This window comes from Flavimobilis soli, from assembly GCF_002564025.1.
GTDB lineage: Bacteria > Actinomycetota > Actinomycetes > Actinomycetales > Cellulomonadaceae > Flavimobilis > Flavimobilis soli.
This window is the reverse complement of the sequence record NZ_PDJH01000001.1, coordinates 1,913,980-1,933,303: the sequence shown is the minus strand read 5'-3', so window position 1 is coordinate 1,933,303 and position 19,324 is coordinate 1,913,980. Positions and strand designations below refer to the sequence as shown.

The 19,324-nt window shown below is 73.1% G+C and carries 16 protein-coding genes; 6 read left to right on the top strand and 10 right to left on the bottom strand.

The window, feature by feature from the left end; all coding sequences use genetic code 11:
- Window positions 1-4: 4 nt before the first annotated feature.
- The 3 genes from ATL41_RS08820 to hisC form a co-directional block, all read right to left on the bottom strand.
- The gene (locus ATL41_RS08820; protein ID WP_098458150.1) at window positions 5-1,075 is read right to left on the bottom strand and encodes an alpha-ketoacid dehydrogenase subunit beta; all 1,071 of its coding nucleotides are present in this window, start codon (window positions 1,073-1,075) and stop codon (window positions 5-7) included.
- Window positions 1,072-2,202, bottom strand: coding sequence for a pyruvate dehydrogenase (acetyl-transferring) E1 component subunit alpha (gene pdhA, locus ATL41_RS08815; protein WP_245854713.1), 1,131 nt, complete (start codon window positions 2,200-2,202; stop codon window positions 1,072-1,074). Before pdhA ends, ATL41_RS08820 begins: the two co-directional genes overlap by 4 nt.
- Window positions 2,203-2,417: 215 nt before the next feature.
- On the bottom strand, window positions 2,418-3,512 hold the full coding sequence (gene hisC, locus ATL41_RS08810) for a histidinol-phosphate transaminase (protein WP_098458148.1): 1,095 nt from the start codon (window positions 3,510-3,512) through the stop codon (window positions 2,418-2,420).
- A 39-nt stretch (window positions 3,513-3,551) separates the two neighbouring features.
- Here hisC and ATL41_RS08805 point away from each other — a divergent pair, with 39 nt between their 5' ends.
- Window positions 3,552-3,935, top strand: a complete 384-nt coding sequence (locus tag ATL41_RS08805) for a phage holin family protein (protein WP_098458147.1) — start codon at window positions 3,552-3,554, stop codon at window positions 3,933-3,935.
- 6 nt (window positions 3,936-3,941) lie between these two features.
- Here ATL41_RS08805 and ATL41_RS08800 read toward each other — a convergent pair whose 3' ends face one another.
- Together ATL41_RS08800 and ATL41_RS08795 are read right to left on the bottom strand one after the other, a co-directional pair.
- Window positions 3,942-5,681 carry an alpha/beta hydrolase family protein gene (locus ATL41_RS08800; RefSeq protein ID WP_098458146.1) on the bottom strand — a complete coding sequence of 580 codons (1,740 nt, stop codon included), beginning with the start codon at window positions 5,679-5,681 and terminating at the stop codon, window positions 3,942-3,944.
- Window positions 5,678-6,010 carry a hypothetical protein gene (locus ATL41_RS08795; protein WP_098458145.1) on the bottom strand — a complete coding sequence of 111 codons (333 nt, stop codon included), beginning with the start codon at window positions 6,008-6,010 and terminating at the stop codon, window positions 5,678-5,680. The genes ATL41_RS08800 and ATL41_RS08795 overlap by 4 nt, the downstream gene beginning before the upstream one ends.
- Window positions 6,011-6,160: 150 nt before the next feature.
- On the opposite strand from ATL41_RS08795, the gene purB reads away from it, so the two are divergent.
- Together purB and ATL41_RS08785 are read left to right on the top strand one after the other, a co-directional pair.
- On the top strand, window positions 6,161-7,615 hold the full coding sequence (gene purB, locus ATL41_RS08790; protein ID WP_098458144.1) for an adenylosuccinate lyase: 1,455 nt from the start codon (window positions 6,161-6,163) through the stop codon (window positions 7,613-7,615).
- Between the two features lie 303 nt (window positions 7,616-7,918).
- On the top strand, window positions 7,919-9,391 hold the full coding sequence (locus ATL41_RS08785; protein WP_098458143.1) for a hypothetical protein: 1,473 nt from the start codon (window positions 7,919-7,921) through the stop codon (window positions 9,389-9,391).
- A gap of 77 nt (window positions 9,392-9,468) precedes the next feature.
- Here the strand turns inward: ATL41_RS08785 and ATL41_RS08780 are convergent, their stop codons facing one another.
- On the bottom strand, window positions 9,469-10,392 hold the full coding sequence (locus tag ATL41_RS08780; RefSeq protein ID WP_098458142.1) for a Ppx/GppA family phosphatase: 924 nt from the start codon (window positions 10,390-10,392) through the stop codon (window positions 9,469-9,471).
- A 177-nt stretch (window positions 10,393-10,569) separates the two neighbouring features.
- Here ATL41_RS08780 and ATL41_RS08775 point away from each other — a divergent pair, with 177 nt between their 5' ends.
- Window positions 10,570-12,360, top strand: a complete 1,791-nt coding sequence (locus tag ATL41_RS08775) for an Ig-like domain repeat protein (protein WP_098458141.1) — start codon at window positions 10,570-10,572, stop codon at window positions 12,358-12,360.
- 77 nt (window positions 12,361-12,437) lie between these two features.
- Here ATL41_RS08775 and ATL41_RS08770 read toward each other — a convergent pair whose 3' ends face one another.
- Window positions 12,438-14,180: an LGFP repeat-containing protein gene (locus ATL41_RS08770; protein WP_098458140.1), complete on the bottom strand. Its 1,743-nt coding sequence runs from the start codon at window positions 14,178-14,180 to the stop codon at window positions 12,438-12,440.
- 105 nt (window positions 14,181-14,285) lie between these two features.
- A complete protein-coding gene (locus ATL41_RS08765) occupies window positions 14,286-15,557 on the bottom strand; it encodes a glutamyl-tRNA reductase (RefSeq protein WP_169924534.1) in 1,272 nt (423 codons plus the stop codon).
- Window positions 15,558-15,596: 39 nt separating this feature from the next.
- On the opposite strand from ATL41_RS08765, the gene hemE reads away from it, so the two are divergent.
- The gene (gene hemE, locus ATL41_RS08760; RefSeq protein WP_098458138.1) at window positions 15,597-16,709 is read left to right on the top strand and encodes a uroporphyrinogen decarboxylase; all 1,113 of its coding nucleotides are present in this window, start codon (window positions 15,597-15,599) and stop codon (window positions 16,707-16,709) included.
- Window positions 16,706-18,196 carry a protoporphyrinogen/coproporphyrinogen oxidase gene (locus ATL41_RS08755; protein ID WP_098458137.1) on the top strand — a complete coding sequence of 497 codons (1,491 nt, stop codon included), beginning with the start codon at window positions 16,706-16,708 and terminating at the stop codon, window positions 18,194-18,196. The genes hemE and ATL41_RS08755 overlap by 4 nt, the downstream gene beginning before the upstream one ends.
- Here ATL41_RS08755 and ATL41_RS08750 read toward each other — a convergent pair.
- Window positions 18,193-18,675, bottom strand: a complete 483-nt coding sequence (locus ATL41_RS08750; RefSeq protein ID WP_098458136.1) for a hypothetical protein — start codon at window positions 18,673-18,675, stop codon at window positions 18,193-18,195. The genes ATL41_RS08755 and ATL41_RS08750 overlap by 4 nt on opposite strands.
- Window positions 18,672-19,136, bottom strand: coding sequence for a hypothetical protein (locus ATL41_RS08745; RefSeq protein ID WP_098458135.1), 465 nt, complete (start codon window positions 19,134-19,136; stop codon window positions 18,672-18,674). The genes ATL41_RS08750 and ATL41_RS08745 overlap by 4 nt, the downstream gene beginning before the upstream one ends.
- Between the last annotated feature and the right edge of the window lie 188 nt (window positions 19,137-19,324).

The window sequence follows — 19,324 nt, the reverse complement described above, 5'->3', positions numbered from 1 at the left end:
CTCCTCAGAAGGCCAGGGCGCGGTCGACGGCGTCGAGGACGCGGTCGAGGCCCGGCAGGTAGTCGTGCTCGATCTTCGACACGGGGTACGGGGTGTGGAAGCCGCCGACCCGCAGGACCGGGGCCTCGAGCGAGTAGAAGCACTCCTCCGTCACACGTGCCGCGACCTCCGCGCCCGTGCCGTGGAACACCGGCGCCTCGTGGACGACGATGCAGCGGCCCGTGCGACGCACCGACTCGACGACCGTCGCGAAGTCGATCGGCGAGACGGTGCGCAGGTCGATCACCTCGAGGCTCGTGCCCTCCGCCGCGGCCGCCTCGGCGGCCTTGAGCGCGACATGGACGGACGGGCCGTACGCGACGACGGTCGCCTCCGTGCCCGGACGTGCGACGACCGCGCGGTTGAGCGTCTCGGCGCCGAGCGACGCCGGCTGGGCGTCGGGCCCGACGGCGAACGGGACGACGTCGACCGACGCCTTGTCCCAGTAGGCGCCCTTCGGCTCGAAGAACAGCACCGGGTCGGGGCTCGCGATCGCCTCGCGCATCATCCGGTAGGCGTCCGCAGGGTTCGACGGCGAGACGACGCGCAGGCCGGCGGTGTGCGCGAACAGCGCCTCGGGGCTCTCCGAGTGGTGCTCGATCGCGCCGATGCCGCCGCCGTAGGGCACGCGGATGACGACGGGCAGCTCGGTGCGGCCCTTCGTGCGGTAGCGCATCTTCGCGAGCTGCGTCGTGATCTGGTTGAACGCGGGGAAGACGAACCCGTCGAACTGGATCTCGACGACCGGGCGGTAGCCGCGCAGCGCGAGGCCGATCGCGGTGCCCACGATGCCCGACTCTGCGAGCGGCGTGTCGACGACGCGGTCGGCGCCGAACTCGGCCTGCAGGCCGTCGGTCACGCGGAAGACGCCGCCGAGACGGCCGATGTCCTCGCCCATGAGCAGGACCTTCGGATCCTCGGCGAGCGCCTGGCGCAGGCCGGTGTTGATCGCCTTGCCGAGCGTCATCGTCGTCGGGCCCGAAGGGTAGGGCGCGACGGCGGGCGTCGTGCCGGGGCGGGTCGTCGTGCTCGTCATCGTGCACCTCCGTCGGCGAAGCCGGCCTCGTACGTCTCGAACTGGTGGCGCTCGTGGGTGACCTGGGCGTGCTCGGTCGCGTAGACGTCGTCGAACATCGAGGACGACACCGGGCGGCCGAGCGCGCGCACGTGCTCGCGGACGCGCGCGCCCAGCTCGGCTGCCTCGGCGGCGACCTGCTCGGCCCACGCGTCCTCCCACGCGCCCTCGCGGCGCAGCAGGCGCTCGACGCGGTCGATCGGGTCGCGGTCGCGCCAGAACTGCTCCTCCTCGCGGGTGCGGTAGCGCGTGGGGTCGTCCGACGTCGTGTGCGCGCCCATGCGGTACGTGAACGCCTCGACGAGCGTGGGGCCACCGCCCGACCGGGCGCGCTCGAGCGCCTCCTGCATGACGGCGTAGCACGCGAGGACGTCGTTGCCGTCGACGCGGACGCCGGGCACCCCGAAGCCCTCGCCGCGGCGCCCGACGGGCACGCGGAACTGTCGGGCGTTCGGCTCGGAGATGGCCCACTGGTTGTTCTGGCAGAACATGACGAGCGGGGCCTGGTTCACGGACGCGAAGACGAGCGACTCGTTGACGTCGCCCTGGCTCGTGGCGCCGTCGCCGAAGTAGGTGACGACGGCCATGTCCCGCGTCGGGTCGCCCGTGCCGACGAGGCCGTCACGCTGGACGCCCATCGCGTAGCCGGTCGCGTGCAGGGTGTGCGCGCCGATCACGAGCGTGTAGTTCTGGAAGCCGTGCGCCTGCGCGTCCCAGCCGCCGTGGTCGATGCCGCGGAACAGGTGCAGGATCTGCGCGAGGTCGACGCCGCGCGTGTGCGCGACGCCGTGCTCGCGGTACGACGGGAAGACGTAGTCCTGCGGGGCGAGAGCGCGGCCGGAGCCGATCTGCGCGGCCTCCTGCCCGAGGCTCTGCGCCCACAGGCCGAGCTCGCCCTGGCGCTGCAACGAGGTGGCCTCGTCGTCGAAGGCGCGGACGAGGGTCATGTCGCGGTACATGTCGCGGACGTCGGAGAGGGACAGGTGCGCAGCGCGGGCGCGGTACGCGTCCCAGCGAGCGTCGGTCGTCCGCTCGCCCTCGTGGTTCACGAGGCGTACGAGGTCGTCGTCGTCCGTCAACCGGGTCACGTCGTCGCTCAAGTCACTCCCGGGGCTCTGCAGCCACGAGGCCGCTGGTGCCGTGCCGCGGGGGGCCGCGGCAGGCGGCTACGGTTGCGTAACCTACGCCAGCGTAAGCAGGGGGTCTGCACCAAACCATGCGGGCAGAGACCCGGAATCACCCGGTCTTTCTTGTGGGAACCCCACAAGCCTTGCGTGAGGCCTGCGAGTTCGCGCCCGCGGCGTCAGCGCCAGGTCGCGGCGACCTTGAGGAACAGGTCGGTCGCCTCGGCCTCGCCGACGCTGACACGGATGCCCTCGCCCGCGAACGGGCGCACGACGACGCCCGCGGCGGCGGCCTCCGCGGCGCACGTCGCGGTGCGGTCGCCGAGCGGGAGCCACACGAAGTTGGCCTCCGCCTGCGGCACGTCCCAGCCCTGCTCGCGCAGGCCGTCGACGAGCCGCGTGCGCTCGGCGACGAGCGCCTCGACACGCTCCTCGAGCTCATCCGTGACGCGCAGCGCGGCGAGCGCGGCCTGCTGCGCGACGTGCGAGACCCCGAACGGGGTCGCCGCCGCGCGGATCCCGTCCGCGAGGCGCTTGCGCGCGATGACGTAGCCGACGCGCAGGCCGGCGAGGCCGTAGGCCTTCGAGAAGGTCCGCAGCACGACGACGTTAGGGCGCTGCGCGAACACCGCGAGCGCGTCGGGCGCCTGCGGGTCGCGGACGAACTCGAGGTACGCCTCGTCGATCACGACGAGGACGTCGCTCGGGACGCGGGCGAGGAACGCGTCGAGCTCGTCGGCGTGGACGACGGGGCCCGTCGGGTTGTTCGGCGTGCAGACGAGGACGACCTTCGTGCGCTCGGTGATCGCGTCGGCCATCGCGGGCAGGTCGAGCCGGCCGGCCGAGGCACCGCCGTCGTCGGCACCGTCGAGGAGCGGGACGGGGACCGAGACGCCGCCCGCAACGGAGACCGCGATCGGGTACGCCTCGAACGAGCGCCACCCGAAGATCACCTCGTCACCCGGGTTCACGACCGCCTGAAGGATGTGGGAGAGCACGGCGACCGAGCCGTTGCCGACGACGACCTGGTCGGCGTCGACGCCGACGTGCTGCGCGATGGCCGCCGTCAGCTCCGTCGCGTACATGTCCGGGTACCGGTTGGTCTCCTGCGCGGCGTCGATGATCGCGGCGACGATCGACGGCGGCGTCGGGAACGGGTTCTCGTTCGACGACAGCTTGAAGGCCGAGCCGCTCGGGCGGGCCCCGGGGACGTAGGCCGGGAGGGCATCGATCTGGGGACGCAGGCGCACGTGGTCGTTCACGACGCCCAGCATCCCACCCGGCGCGTCAGGCGTGCGTGGCAGTATCACCACATGGCCTTCGTCCTGCGCGTCCTCGTCAGTGCCTTCGCCATCTGGATCACCAGCCTGCTCGTGGGTGGCTTCGAGATCGTCGGCGGCGACACCGCCGGCGCGACCGTCGTCGTCCTGCTGGTCGTGGCGTTCATCCTCGCGGTCGGCAACGCCGGCGTGAAGCCGATCGTCGCCGTCCTGTCCTTCCCCCTGTACGTCCTCACGCTCGGGTTGTTCACCCTCGTCGTCAACGCCCTCATGCTGCTGCTGACCGCGTGGATCACGAGCCACACCGACTGGGGCCTGCGGATCGACGGCTTCTGGACCGCCGTGTGGTCGGCGCTCCTCGTGTCGATCGTCTCGTTCTTCACGTCGCTCGCGATCGGCCGCCGCGACAAGGACTGATCAACCTCACTTCGCCCTCACGTCGAAGATCTGCACCCCGCCGTCGAGCTGCTCGAGCAGCGACGTCGGACTCTGCGCGCCGCGCCCCGTGACGGGGGCCAGCGCACCTCCCGTGAGGTCTTCCGCGAGGCGTGCGGCTGCGTGCCGCAGCGACGGGTCCTGGCTGCGGGCCAGTCGGGCCGCTGTCTCCACGTGTGTGCCCATCGTGTGGCGACCGCTCTGGTCGCTCCCGAGGGCGCGCAGCTTCTCGTCCGCGACCTCGGCGCCGTTGACCATGACGTTCACATGGTTGTGGTCCGCCTGCGCGCTGCGGCCGTCCAGCATTGGCACGATGTCGGCCGTGTCGTAGATGTTGATCACGTTGACGCCGGGCGGGTCCGCCGCGACGTTGCCCGGCTCCGTGCCCGCGAAGACCACGACAGAGCCCACGTCGTAGAGCTTCTGGACCTCAGCGTTCGCCGCGGCCTGCTTGGCGATCGCGCCGCCCTGGCTGTGCCCGACGAACGACACCGAGTCGCCCGGCCGCGCCCCCGCCTTCTGCAGCGCGGCGATCGGAGCCTTGGACGCCGCCAGCACCAGGCCTGACGTCGTGCCCTCCGCGGAGGGCCAGTCGCGCCCGTGGCTGGCCTTCTCGAGATAGTCCGCCTGCGTGCCCGGGACGAAGACCGTCCAGGCGCTCGTCCCGTCGGGACGGCGCACCCGCTGCACCCCGACCGCGCCGTCGGACACCTTGCTGACCGCGTGGAGCGCGACGGCGACGCCCGCAAGATCGCGAGCCGGCGGGATGAACGCGGACCGCGGGCGCTTCGTCACCTCAGCGTCGTGCTGGAGCAGGCCGCCCTTGTCGAGCCCCTTGGCGAGCAGGCGCCCGGCACGGTTCAGCGCACCACGCGGATCCGTGCCCGCGAACGGTCCCGCCAGCGCGAGGCCGTAGTGGTCGACGATCGAGCCGAGCAGCTCCTGGGTATCCGGGAGCACCCCACGCACGTTGGTCTTCAGCCCGGCCCACCCGGCGACCTTGTCGACGGCGTTCGACCATCCCCACGCCGCCGCGAAGCCCGTTCCCAGGCCGAAGCTCGCGCCTCGCATCCCCGCCAGCGTGCCGCGCAGCGCGCTGTTCTCCGGGGTCAGCATGTAGCCCTCGGCCTTCCGCTCCGCCGTCTCGTACTTCTTCCTCGCGCCGTCGAGCGCGGTCGCGACGTCCTCGACGTCACGCGCGAGGCCCGTCGCACGCGTCGAGCACCGATCTGCTGCGAAGAGCGCCGCCGCGAGCCGGGACCGGAACGAGGCCACCGCCTGCTCCGCATAGGCCACCCCCGACGCCTCCGCGCCTGCACGCGACGCCTCGAGGCGGTCCTGGAGCAGCAGGCTCCAGCTCTCGGCATCACGGGCCAGGCCTGCTGCCTGCTCGGCGACCGCCTCGAGGTCCTCGACCTGCGCCTTGAGCATGCCGACGGCGACGTTCATGTCGTCGAGGCGGGCTCTGATACCGCCGACCCCACCCGAGACCGTGATCCCGGGGTCCACGCCGGAGGGACGCGCGTGCTCCGGCGGCTCGAGCACGTCACGCAGGCCCGGCCGTGACGCGACGCGAGCCTCGCGCGCCCGGTCGTCGGCCCAGAGCAGGCCGAAGAGCTCGCCAGCGGTCGGCGCACGCTCCGTCGACGCCGCGACCTCGCCCTGCGCCTCCGCGTAGGACCGGTTGCCGTCCGCGCCGCACGACGGCAGGGCCTCAGGGCCCGTCACGACGCCGCCCCTGCCACGCTCGCGGCCGCGAGCGCGTCGAGGCTCGCCTCCGCCTCCCGCCCGGCGGAGCACAACCACGCCGACGCGTCGCCCAGGTCAGCGATGTCTGCACCGAGCTGGGCGATGTCCGCCTGGAGGTCCTCGATCACGGCGAGGAAGTGGTCCGCCGCGGTCGAGACCCAGCGCACCTCCCGCGCCCCGGCGAGACAAGGGGCGACGACAGCCACGCGGTCGGTGAGGAACAGGGAGCGCGCGACGATGCAGTCGTGCTCCTCGCCCCAGGGGGCGGTGGCACCGGGAGGGAGCGGGGGCGGGATCAGGTCGGTCATGCCGCGACGCTAGGAGGCGCGTGCGCCGCCATGCCCGGGCTGGACGCGGCTCGGCGGGGCGCGCCGTCGCCCGAAGAGCTGTGGGCAGGAGGTGCGGCCGGAGGACGGACAGCCCGGCCTCGCGCCGAGCCACCGTGAAACAATGCGGGCATGTCGAACACGACCCCGCAGACGACCGCCGGAACCCGCGTCATCCTCGCCGAGGCCAACCCGCCCGTCGCCCTCGGGGCGCTCGACGGCCGCTACCGCGCCGCCGTCGCGCCGCTCGTCGACCACCTCTCCGAGGCCGCCCTCAACCGCGAGCGCCTGCACGTCGAGGTCGAGTGGCTCATCCACCTCACCTCGCAGCAGGTCGTCCCGGGTGCCCCCGCGCTCAACGACAACGAGCAGGGCTACCTGCGGGCGATCGTCTCCGACTTCGGGTCGGCCGGCATCACCGAGCTCGGCGAGATCGAGCGGACCACGGTGCACGACGTCAAGGCCGTCGAGTACTACATCAAGCGCCGCATCGCGGCCGCCCCCGGCATGCTCGGCGAGACCGTCCTGCCCGAGGTCGGCGAGCTCGTCCACTTCGCCTGCACGAGCGAGGACATCAACAACCTCTCGTACGCGCTCATGGTGCGCGGCGCCGTCCAGCAGGTGTGGCTGCCCGCCGCGACCGCGCTCGTCGACCAGATCGCCGACATGGCGCGCGAGCACGCCGCCGTCCCGATGCTGTCGCGCACGCACGGCCAGCCCGCGACGCCGTCGACCCTCGGCAAGGAGCTCGCGGTCCTGGCGCACCGCCTGCGCCGTCAGCTCCGCCGCATCGAGAACGCCGAGTACCTCGGCAAGCTCAACGGCGCGACCGGCACCTTCGGCGCCCACCTCGCCGCCGTGCCCGACGCCGACTGGCCCGCCGTGTCGAAGTCGTTCGTCGAGCACCTCGGCCTCACGTGGAACCCGCTCACGACGCAGATCGAGTCGCACGACTGGCAGGCCGAGCTCTACGCCGACGTCGCGCGCTTCAACCGGATCCTGCACAACCTCGCGACCGACGTGTGGACGTACATCTCGCTCGGCTTCTTCAAGCAGATCCCCGTCCCCGGCGCGACCGGCTCGTCGACGATGCCGCACAAGGTCAACCCCATCCGCTTCGAGAACGCCGAGGCGAACCTCGAGATCTCGAACGCGCTGCTCGACACGCTCGGCGCGACCCTCGTCACGAGCCGCATGCAGCGCGACCTGACCGACTCGTCCTCGCAGCGCAACATCGGCACCGCGTTCGGCCACAGCCTCCTCGCGATCGACAACGTCGCGCGCGGCCTCAAGGCGCTCGCGGTCGACGAGACGATCCTCGGCGCCGACCTCGACGCCAACTGGGAGGTGCTCGGCGAGGCGATCCAGTCCGCGATGCGCGCCGCCTCCGTCGCGGGCGTGCCCGGGATGGAGAACCCGTACGAGCGGCTCAAGGACCTCACGCGCGGCCACCGCCTCACGGGTGAGCAGATGCGCGAGTTCGTCGGCACGCTCGGCCTGCCCGACGACGTCGCGGCGCGCCTGCAGGCGATGACCCCGGCGTCGTACACGGGCCTCGCGGAGAAGCTGGTCGCCGACTACCTCTGAGCCGCCCCCGGCGGTCCCGCCCTCCCCCGAACAGTCCCGCCGGCCCGACCAGTCCCGCCTGCTCCCGCCCGCTCGCGCGCGCTCCCGCCCGCGAGGTAGGGCCGTGCACGCGAAACAGGGGCCTGCACGGGCCTACCTCGCGTGGACGGCCCTACCTCGCGTGGGCAGCGCGCGGGACGGCGCGGGTCGCCTACCTGGGCAGACGTCGGAGCGGCGCGAGAGTGCTCAACTCGTGCCCGGTGTGTCCGATATGGGAAGTGCGCGGTCCCGTGGCCTGGGGCGCGCTGTCGACCCGGGAGCAGCATGAGCACGCCGACCAGCCCGACCACGAGCACCGCCCCGAGCCGCACGCGCGCGCGGAGGTCGATCGCGCGCGTGCTCGCGCTCGCCGTCGTCGCCGCCCTCGGCCTCGCCCTGCCCGCGCAGCACACGGACGCGTCGGACCTCCAACAGCTCACCGTCCGCACGACCGGGATCCCCGCAGGTACCGAGGTCGGCCTGTTCCGCCTCGACAGCACGGGCACCCGTCTCGGCTGGCAGGAGTCGGCGTCGACCGACGCCACCGGCGCCGTCACCTTCGCGACCGTGCCCGGCCAGACGTACACGCTCTGGGCTGCCGAGACCGCGACGACGTTCCCGCAGTACCTCGGAGGCGCCGCCTCCCTCGATGCCGCCGCCCGGTTCACCACGCCCGACGCCGCGACGAGCGAGCAGGCCTTCGCCGTCGCCCCCGCTCCGCTCGTCACCGGCGCCGTCACGTGGCCCGACCAGGGCACGACGGCGTACGGCGAGGTCAACCTGCACACGTGGGACGCCGCCGCGAAGACCTGGGCCCTCGCGAGCTACGCCCCGATCACCGACCTGACCGCGACCGGGGGCACCTTCACGGCGAAGGCGCCCGCGGGCGTCGCGGTCGCGCTCAGCGCGTTCGTCGAGCGCGCGGACCGGTCGACCGCCTCCGGCTGGCTCGGCAGCGGCACGACCGCGCCCGCGAGCCTCGCTGCGGCGACGACGGTGACCGCGACGGAGCAGTCGCCCGTGACGGGAGTCGCGCTCGCACTCGTCGACGTCGCCCCCTCGCCCGAGCCCGGCCCTTCGCCCGAGCCGAGCCCGTCGGGCCCGCAGTCGCCGTCGCCCTCGCCGACCACGCCCGCCTCGACGACACCCGCCCCGACCCCGGCTCCCCCGGTCACCGCGCCGCCGCGGTCGACGACCAACACCCCCACGAACGACGCCCCCGCGCGGCCCCCGGCCACCGAGCCGCGCACGGTCCCCCCGGTCGCCGCGAAGATCTCCGGAAAGCCCCGCGTGGGCGCGCGCCTGACCGCGACCGCCGCACCGAGAGGCTGGACCGCGTCATACACGTGGAAGCGCGACGGACGCGCGATCGCCCGTGCGAACGCCCGTGCCTACCGGCCCACGACGTCGGACGCCGGACGGAGGCTGTCCGTCACCGTGTCGCTGCGCAAGACCGGGTACGCGCCCGCCGCGAGCACGTCGAAGGCCGTGCGCGTCGCCAAGGTCGCGAGCAAGGTCCGCGTCGCCGCGGCCAAGCGCGCCGTGCGCGTCACCGTGAAGGCGAAGGGCGTCGCGAAGCCCACCGGCAAGGTCACCGTCAAGGTCGGGAAGACCTCCCGGACCTACACGCTCAAGGCACGCCACCGTGGCGTGCTCACCGTCAAGGCACCGGCTGGCCGCGCCAAGGTGCGCGTGACGTACCAGGGCGACGCGCGCGTCGCGAAGGGGACGACGACGAAGACCGTCCGCGTCCGGTGAACCAGCCGGAGCGCGGCCCGGGGCGACCGACCGGCTGACTCTGCAGGGCCGAGAGGCGACCAGTCAGCCCCGCACGGTCAGCGCCGGTCGAGACGGTCGAGGATCGCGCCCTCGCGCATGGCCCACGGGCAGATCTCGATCTCCTGGACCTTGAGCGCGCGCATCGTCTCCTCCGCGACGATCGCGCCACCGACGATCTGGTACGTCCGCTCAGGGGTGATGCCCGGCAGCTCCGTGCGGCCCTGAGCCGTCAGCCGCGCGAGGCGCGGCACCCAGTCCGCGAGCTGCGAGCGGCGCAAGCGCCAGCGGTCGTCCGGCCCGACCGCCTCGACCTGCATCCCCGCGAGCCGGGCGAGCGACCGGAACGTCTTCGACGTCGCGACGACGTGGTCCGCGCGCGGCCGCTCGTCGAGGACCGCGAGCGCGTCCGCCAGGACAGCGCGCGCATGCTGGCGCAGAGCGTCGACCTGCTCGGGCGTCGACACGTCCGTGTCGAGGAACTGGATCGTCGTGCGGCCGGCTCCGAGCGGGACGGACAGCGCGACGTCCGGCACCTCGCCCTCGCCGTAGGCGATCTCGAGCGAACCGCCGCCGATGTCGAGCAGCATGATCCTGCCAGCGCCCCAGCCGTGCCAGCGCCGCGCGGCGAGGAACGTGAGCGCGGCCTCCTGCTCGCCCGAGAGGATCTTGACCTTCTCGCCGAGGATCTCCTCGACCCGACGGATCACGTCGCCGCCGTTCGGCGCCTCCCGGACCGCGGACGTCACGAGCACCATGAGCTCAGGCACGTCGTGCTCGCGCGCGAGCGCAAGGCCGTCGCGCACGCCCGTGAGCAGCAGGTCCACGCCCTCCGGACCGATCGATCCGTCGGGTTCGAGGAACCGCATGAGCCGGACGACCGAGCGCCGGTTGGCGACGGGCGCGTGCGGCCGTCCGCGCTCGGCGTCGACGACGAGCATGTGCACCGTGTTGGACCCGATGTCCAGAACTCCCAGCCGCATGGGTCGACGGTAGCCCTAGCGAAGCATCCGCGCGGGTCGGCGGGGTGAAACTCACCCGCCCAGCGGTTGCCGACCTTCCCCACCCTCACTAGGTTCGGCGCGGGTCGCTCGCACGACCGCTCGCAGTCTCAGGGATGGCGGCAGCGGCGACCCTCACGGAACAGGGAGAGAACAGGGATGCTCAGCTCAACCACGCCCGCGAGACGCCGCACGACGGCGCTGCTCACCGCGCTCGTCACGCTCGGCCTCGTCGGGCTCGTGCCCGCGACCGCGCAGGCCGCCGTCGCGCAGACCCTCACCGTCACGGTGACGGGCCAGCCCGCCGGGACCACCGTCCAGGTCGACCTGTACGAGCTCAACGCGCGCGGCAGCTCGCTCAGCTACAGGTCGAGCGCGACGACGAGCACGGCAGGCGTCGTCACGTTCGCGACGACGTCGGGCAAGACCTACAGCCTGCGCGCCTCGTCGACGGCCAGCACGTACTCGCAGTTCCTCGGCGGCGGCGACTGGCAGGAGAACGCGACCCTGTTCACGACCCCGAACGCGACGACCGCGACGCGCGCGTTCCCCCTCCTCGGCTACTCGACCGTCACGGGCAAGGTCACCGTGCCCGCCGGCACGACGATCGACTGGGGCGAGGTCCAGTCCCACGAGCTCTCCCGCAGCGCCTCGGTCGACTCGGACGTGTGGATCAACTCGTCCTGGGCCTCGATCGGCGCCGACGGGACGTTCACCGTCAAGACACGACCGAACCGCCCCGTCACGCTGTCCGCCTCCGTCGACCTCACGGACGGCCGCACCCTGCTGACCACCTGGCTCGGCGGCAAGGTCTCCAACCTGCTCAGCCAGCACGACGCGACGGTCTTCACCTCCGCCAAGAGCGGCGGCACCGTGGCCGGCAAGAACATCGCCCTGCGCACCTTCGCGTCCACGCTCGCCGTCAAGGTCACGGGCGCCTCCGCGGCGACGTCCACGTACGTCACCGCGCGCAACATCGGCACCGACTACACGTCGTCGACCACGCTGAGCGCAGGGACAACGGCCGGCGCCATCACGTACCTCGCACCCGGCACCTACCTCGTCAACGCCGAGAACGGTGACAAGCGCGCCTCGACGGTCGTCACCGTCGGGTCCGGCACGAAGAACCTGAGCCTCACGCTCGGCGCCCTGGGCAACCCGCCCCTGACGTACGTCTACACCGACGGCACGGCACGCGTGGGCACGACCATCACCGCGTCGACGAAGGTGATCGGCGCACCGACCGGGGCCAAGGTGACGACCTACTGGACCGACGGCAACCGCGTCATCGGCACCGGCCCGAAGCTCACCGTCCCGGCATCGGCGCACGGGACCCCGATCGTCGTCCACTCGACGGTGGCCGCGCCGGGCCATGTCATCAGCCACGGCAGCGCGTGGGTGGGGCGCACGAGCACGGGCAACCCGCCGCGGGCGCGTGTCGCGCCAGTCGTGTCGGGAACGCCGCAGGTCGGGCGCACCCTGACGGTCAGCACGGGCGCGTGGGACGCGGCCGGGACGACGGTCGCGATCCAGTGGACGCGCAACGGCGCCCCGATCGCCGGGGCGCGGTCGAACCGGTACGCGCTCGTCGGCACCGACGCGGGCGCACGCATCGGCGTGACGCTCGTCGCGACCGCTCCCCGTCAGGCCGCCGCGACCCTCCAGGTGCTGACGTCGAGCAACGTCGCGAAGGCGTCCTCGCGGATCACCGTCAAGGCGGGCAAGCGCAAGGCGACCGTCCGGGTCAAGGCCGCGGGCGTTCCCGCCCCGACCGGCAAGGTCACCGTCCGCTACGGCAAGAAGAAGGTCACCAAGACCCTCCGCGCCAAGAACAAGGGCCGGGTCGTCGTGAAGCTGCCGCGCGGCACCCACAAGGTCAAGGTCAGCTACAGCGGCTCGAAGCAGGTCCTCAAGACCACGTCGAAGAAGCTCAAGATCAAGGTGCGCTGAGCGCCCTCTGTCACGAAACGGCCTCCGTCCTCCCGTGAGGGGGACGGAGGCCGTCGTCGTTCGGGAGCTGCGGCTGCTCAGCGCTTCGAGCGCACGACCTTGGCCGCGCCCTTGCCCTTGTACGTGATCTTGCCCTTCGTGAACTTCTGGGTGCAGGTCTTCACGCCCTTCTTGGTGGTGCACTTGCGGCCACCCGTGGGCCAGCCGATCGACTTGCCGGCCTTCTGCGTCTTGACCCAGGCCTTGCCGATCTTCCCCGTCAGCGCGCGCGTGCCGTAGCGGGGGTGCGAGGCGATCGCGCCGCCGCTGAAGTACTGGTAGCACGCCTTGCCGCCCTTGACCTTCGAGCACTTCTGGTTCTTCGTCGGCCAGCCGAGCGAACCCTTGTTCAGCTTGGCCTTCGCCCAGCGCGTGGCGATCTTGCCGACGACGGCGCGGTTGCCGTACTTGGAGTGCGCGGTCGCGTAGCCGCCCTGGAACTTCTGCGTGCAACGCGTCCCGGCCTTGGTGCACTTGGCGTTCGCACGCGGCATCTTGAGCGCGCCGTTGCGGGTCTTGGAGGCCTTCCACGCCTTCGCGATACCGCCGGAGACGACGCGCGTCCCGGTGGACCTGCCCTGCGCGACGTAGCCGCCGGTGAAGCGCTGGACGCACGTGTCGTCCTTCTTGCGGCAGCTCACGGCCGCAGCGGGCCAGCCGAGGGCGCCCTTCTGCGACTTCTGCTTGACCCATGCGGTGCGGACTGCGCCCTTGGGCATCGCGATGCCCGTGGTCTTGTTCGAGGCGAGGGTGCCGCCGGCGAACGTCTGGACGCAGTAGCGGCCGTTCTTCGAGCAGACCTGCGACTTCGTCTGCTTGCCGAACGTGCCGTCCAGGCCCCCGTTCGCGAGCCATGCCTTCTGCACGGTGCCCGTCACGGCGATGCTCGTCGAGCCGAACCACTCGGTGAAGCCACGCCAGAAGTTGCGGTTGCCGAACGAGGAGCAGTTCGGGGTGTTCTTGTTCGAGAGGTCGCCGTTGCCGTTGAGGTCCTTGAGGGCGGCGGCGTTGGGGACGTAGGGCGTGTAGTAGTACAGGCCGGCCGTCGCCTTGTTCTTGATGAGGACGGTCTGCGTCCCGCACGAGGTGTTCGGGTGGTACTGGATCTCGTGAACCTTGCCTGCGGGCCGCCAGCTGTAGACGTCCTTCGCGACGGCATACCGCTGGAACTGCCGGGCTGCGCCGTAGACCTGGTTGAAGAAGCCCGCGTTCTCGGGGTTGCAACCGCCGTCGTCGGGGCACGCAAAACCGGTCGCGAAGTCGTACTGCCGCTGCGTCGGAGCGGTCGACGTGACGAGCGACTGCTCCTTCTGGAGCAGGACGAGCAGGACCTTGGGGCTCACGCCGCACGCCTTGCCGACCTTCGCGATGATCGCCGACGCCTTCTCGTTCTTCGCCCCCTTGTAGGCCTTGCAGTAGGCGTTCTTCGGGACGGACTTCGTCGTCGTCGTGAAGTCCTTGAGGCACTTGGGGCCGTCGGTCGCGGCGCACTTGGCGACCTTGCTCTTGAGGAAGGCCTGCACCTGCCCCGCGGACAGCGCGGAGCCCGTGAAGAAGACCTCGTCGGTGATGAGGTTGCCGGGGTCGAAGTTCCCGAGCGGCGTCTTCGTGATCGTGTTGGGATCCTTCGCCGCCTCGGCGACGGTCGCGCCGGAACCTGGCACGATCGCGGTGCCGACGGCCACGAGGAGCGCGACGAGCAGGCCGAGCGGGCGCTGCCTGCGTCGTCTCCCCTGGTCAGGCGCTTGGGCGGGCGGGCTCGAGACGGGGTGCTCGTTCACAGCGGGTCCTTCGTGAGGTTCGGGGGACTTGTCCACCCTAACCGCAGGGTCTGAGAGGGCCTCCTCCCAGCCGGCAGGCGGCGTCAGGAACGCACTTTCCCGTGGTCAGCCGCGCACGATCGCTGCGCGCGCCGCAGCCTTCGCCGCCATGATCCGCGCGTGCCGCTCGGCGGCTGCGGCGCGGCGGGCGGCACGCTCTGCGCGACGCTCGTCCGCCCCCTCGACGCCGCGGGCGGCACGGGCGGCGCGAGCGGCGTCGAGCCGGGCCGCGGCGTCCTCGTGGGCGGCGCGGATCTGCGGGAGGGCGGCGAGGTCGACGCGTCGCGCGAGCTCGAGCTGGTCGAGCTCGACGACGCCCGTGCCGACGATCTGGTGCGCGCGCCGCACGGGTTCGGCGCCAGCCGCAGGGGCGTGGGCGCGGATGTTCGCGAGGTCCAGCAGCAGGACCCCGTCGATGTCGGCGACGTCCGCCTCGACGTCGCGCTGGAGGGCGAGGTCGAGGACGACGAGCGGGCGCGGCGTCGGGTCGGGCGCGTGCGCGAGCCGCTCGGCCTGCTCGGCGGCGCGCTCGCGCGCGGTGCGCACGGCGGCGGCGTCGAGGACCGTGCCGATACGGCCTGAGCACGAGACGACGAGGTCGGCGTCGGCGAGCGCGTCCACGAGGCCACCGGGTTCGATCGCGGCGACGCCGCGGGCGCGCGCGAAGTCCGCCGCGCGTCCGGAGCGCGAGTAGACGCGCACGTCGTGGCAGCCGCGGGCGCGGAGCGCCGCGAGGGACGCGCCCGCGTACGAGCCGGTGCCGATGAGGACGGCGCGCGTCAGGCGCCACGGCCCGAGGTGCTCGCCGACGAGGTCGAGCCCCACGCCGACGATCGAACGACCGACGGCACCGAGGCCTGTCGCGGCCTCGATGCGCCGCGAGACGCGGGTGGCGTGGGCGAAGAGCCGCTCGAGGTCGGGGCTCGTCGTGCCGCGCGACCGCGCGGCGCCCAGGGAGCGGCGCACCTGCCCGGCGATCTCCCGCTCGCCGACGACCATCGAGTCGAGACCTGACGCGACCTCCAGGAGGTGCCGCACGGCGTCGTGCCCGGTGCGTGGGGTGAGCGCGGCGCGCACGTCGTCGTGGGAGAGGCCCGTGGCGTCCGCGACGCGGCTGGCGACGAGGGCGGCGACCTCGCCGGGGCCGACGTCGCCGGGTGCGTCGACGTAGACCTCGAAGCGGTTGCAGGTCGCGAGCACGACCACGCCGTCGGCGTGGGACCGGTCTTCGACGAGCGTCTGCCCCAGGTCTCCGGAGGCACCACTGAGCTCCTCGAGCTCGTCGAGCCCCAGGTCGTGGTGGGATGCCGCAAAGGAGAAGATGTTCACGTCAGGCACGATTCAATCACCGACGAGAAATCAGGGCACAATCGCGTGATGAGCGTCTCGAAGAACCACCCGCTAACTGACGGGACGACAGAAAATTCGCGCCTTGTCCGCGCATTTCAGGGCCAGCGGCCCGACGTCACACCGGTGTGGTTCATGCGGCAGGCAGGCCGCTCCCTGCCCGAGTACCGCCGCGTCCGCGACGGCGTCGGCATGATCGAGTCCTGCCTGCGGCCGGACCTCGCCGCCGAGATCACGCTCCAGCCGGTACGCCGCCACCGCGTCGACGCGGCCGTGTTCTTCTCCGACATCGTCGTGCCCCTGCGCCTCGCCGGCGTCGACGTCGACATCGCGCCCGGCGTCGGCCCCGTCCTCGGCGCTCCCGTGCGCATGGCCGACGACGTCGCTCGGCTCGAGGCCCTCGAGCTCACCGAGGAGGCGCTCGCCCCCGTGCGCGAGGCGGTCGAGCTCGCGGTCGCCGGTCTTGCCGCCGACCCGGGTGCGAGCGGCACGGGCGACACCCCGCTCATCGGGTTCGGCGGGGCACCGTTCACGCTCGCCGCCTACCTCGTCGAGGGCAGGCCGTCGCGCGACCACCTCGCCGCCCGTGCGCTCATGCACGCGGACCCCGAGCTGTGGGCACGGCTCCTCACCTGGTGCGCGAGCGTGACGGGCGCGTTCCTCGTCACCCAGGTGCGCGCCGGCGCGAGCGCCGTGCAGCTCTTCGACTCGTGGGCCGGGTCGCTGTCCCTCGCGGACTACGAGGCGTCCGTCGCGCCGTTCTCCGCGCTCGCGCTCGAGGGCGTCCGCGCCCTCGACGTGCGCGTCCCCGTCGTGCACTTCGGGACGGGCACGGGCCACCTGCTCGAGGCGATGCGCGACGTCGGCGCCGACGTCGTCGGTGTCGACCACCGCACGCCGCTCGACGAGGCGTCGAAGCTCCTCGGTCACCGCACTCCGCTCCAGGGGAACATCGACCCGGCGCTGCTGTTCACGCCGCCCGCGACGCTCGAGGCGCACGTCCACGACGTCCTGCGCCGGGGCCTCGCGGCGCCCGCGCATGTCGTCAACCTCGGGCACGGCGTGCCCCCGGACGCCGACCCGGACGTGCTCACGGCGGTCGTCGGCACGGTCCACGAGGCGCGGCCCGAGGAGCTGTCGTGAGCGGACGCGCGGTCGTCGTCGGGGGCGGGGTCGCCGGCCTCGTCCTCGCGCGCGACCTGGCCCGCGCGGGCCGCGACGTCGTCGTCCTCGAGGCGCGCGAGCACGCGGGCGGGTGCGTCGGCCAGGTCACGGTGACGCGCGGCGGTATCGACGGCGCGGAGCCGCAGTGCCCCGCCTCGTCGCCGTTCGCGCAGGTCACGCTCGACGCGGGTGCCGAGTCGTTCGCGACGCGCTCGCCGGCCGTGCCCGACCTCCTCGCCGAGCTGGGCCTCGCCGACGACGTCGTCGCGCCGTCGGCCGCGTCCGCGTGGGTGCGGTCGCCGGACGTCCTGACCCGGCTGCCGCGCTCGGGCGTGCTCGGCATCCCGGGGGACCTGGCCGACGTGCGTCGTGCCCTCGGCACGCGCGCGTGGCTGCGCGCTCGGCTCGACGCCGCCCTGCCCGCGCGCGTCGGCACGCGAGGGGACGCCGGCGTGTCCGTCGGCCATCTCGTGCGGGCCCGCCTCGGCACGCGCGTGCTGCGCACGTTCGTCGCGCCCGTCGCGGGCGGGGTCCACTCGACGTCGGCGGACCTGCTCGACGTCGACGCTGTCGCGCCCGGCCTGCGCGACGGCGTCGCACGGCACGGCTCCCTCGTCGCGGCGGCCTCGGCGCTGCGCCAGGCCGCGCCGGCGGGAGCGGCCGTCGCCGGGCTGCGCGGCGGCATGCACCGGATGGTCACCGCGCTGCTCGCCGACCTCGACGCCCTCGGCGTCGAGGTGCGCACGGCGACGCGCGTCGCGCGGCTCGAGCGGACCGACGACGGCTGGGCCGTGCACGTCGTCGGGCCGTCACGCCCCGGCTCGTTCGAGGCCGCCGTCGGCGCGTCGTCCGCCGCAACGGTCGAGGCCGACGACGTGGTCGTCGCGACGACCTCGATCGACGCGGGGCGCCTCCTCGCGCCCTACGTCCCCGCCGAGACGATCCCGCCCGTGCCGCGCGGTCACGTCAACCTCGTCACGCTCGTCCTCGACGCGCCCGCGCTCGACGCCGCGCCGCGCGGGACGGGCGTCCTCGTCGCCGCGGGGACGAACGCGGCGCACGGCATCCGCGCGAAGGCGCTCACGCACGCGAGCGCCAAGTGGTCGTGGGTCGCCGACGCCCTGCCGCCCGGGCACCACGTCCTGCGGCTCTCGTACGGCCGGCTCGGCGGGGAGCCCGACCCGGGCGACGCCTCCGCGACGTCGCTCGAGCGCACCGCGCTGCACGACGCGGGCCAGCTCCTCGGGGTGCCCCTCACCCCCGCGCACGTGGTCGGGGCGAAGGTGGTGCGGTTCGCGAGCGCGCTGCCGTTCGCGGCCACCGGGCACCGTGCGCGCGTGGCGCGGCTGCGCGACGCCGTCGGGCAGGTCCCGGGGCTGCACGTGGCAGGGGCGTGGGTCGCGGGGACCGGGCTGTCCGCCGTCGTCGCGGACGCGCGGCGCACGGCCGCGCAGATGACCGCCTAGGCGGTCGGCGCGTCCACCGACGGCTGCTCGTCCGACTTCGGCGGACGGGCGACGGGGGTCCACGGCGTCATGCGGCGCCACAGGACGGGGGTGCCCCGCATCAGCTCGCCGCTGCGCCACAGGTGGTCGGTTCCCTCGACGATCGTCACGACCGACGCCCACGCCGCGCTGTCCGACGTCAGCACGACGCCCTCGGCGGCGCGGCCGCGCGCGATCGCGGTGACGTGGTCGATCAGGTCGTCGCCCGAGGGACGGTCGGACGACAGTGGCACGAGGGTCGAGAGGAGCTCGCCGCTCTCGACCCGCGCCGTGTCGGCGTCGTACCAGGTGATGGTCATGCTGTGGCCCGCGGCGTCGGACAGCACGACGCTTCCGGAGCGCGGCTGGGACACGTTCCAGGCGACGCGGGTCGCGAGCGCGTCGAGGCGCTCGACCGCGGAGACCCAGGCCGGGTCGTCGTCAGGGGTCACGGGGATCATGCGGTCGCGTCCATCGGGGTGCGGCCGCTGCGCGGCATGCCCAGGGTGCGGCGCCACAAGACGTGCTCGTCCGGCGTCGGGCTCGCCTCGGTCCACCGGAACGACGGGCTGGAACCTTCCCACACGAGGCGGGACCAGCCGCCGGCGACGTCGCGGACGACGCCCTCGCGCACGCCTCCGGTCAGGAGCGCCTCGACGAACGCGGCGGCCTCGCTGCGCTTGCCGGAGCCCGCGAGCGCGGCGACCTCGACCTTGATCGCGAACCCAGCCTCGACGCGCACCTTGTCGTCGCCGACCCACGTCACCGAGACCTTCTGGCCGAGCGTCTCCATCGACTCGTCGTCGAGGTGCACCGTCAACCACTTGCCGTAGGCGTGGTGAGCACGCGGACCCATGATGAGGTCCGCGCCGAGTCGGTGCGTCAGCTCGTCGAGCTCGTCGAGCAGCTGCGGGGGCAGCATCTGGTCCCATCCTCCGTCCGTGGTCGTGCCGGTCGCGGGTCGTCGTGCCCGGCGCCTGGGCCGGGTGCGGCGTTCATCTTCCTATCGGTCGGTCGAGAACGCGACGTGAGTCTAGCCACTCGGTCAGGTGGTGGTGTCCGCGGTGGGCGCGGGGCCGGCCAGCAGAATGCCAGGTTTTTTCACAACGT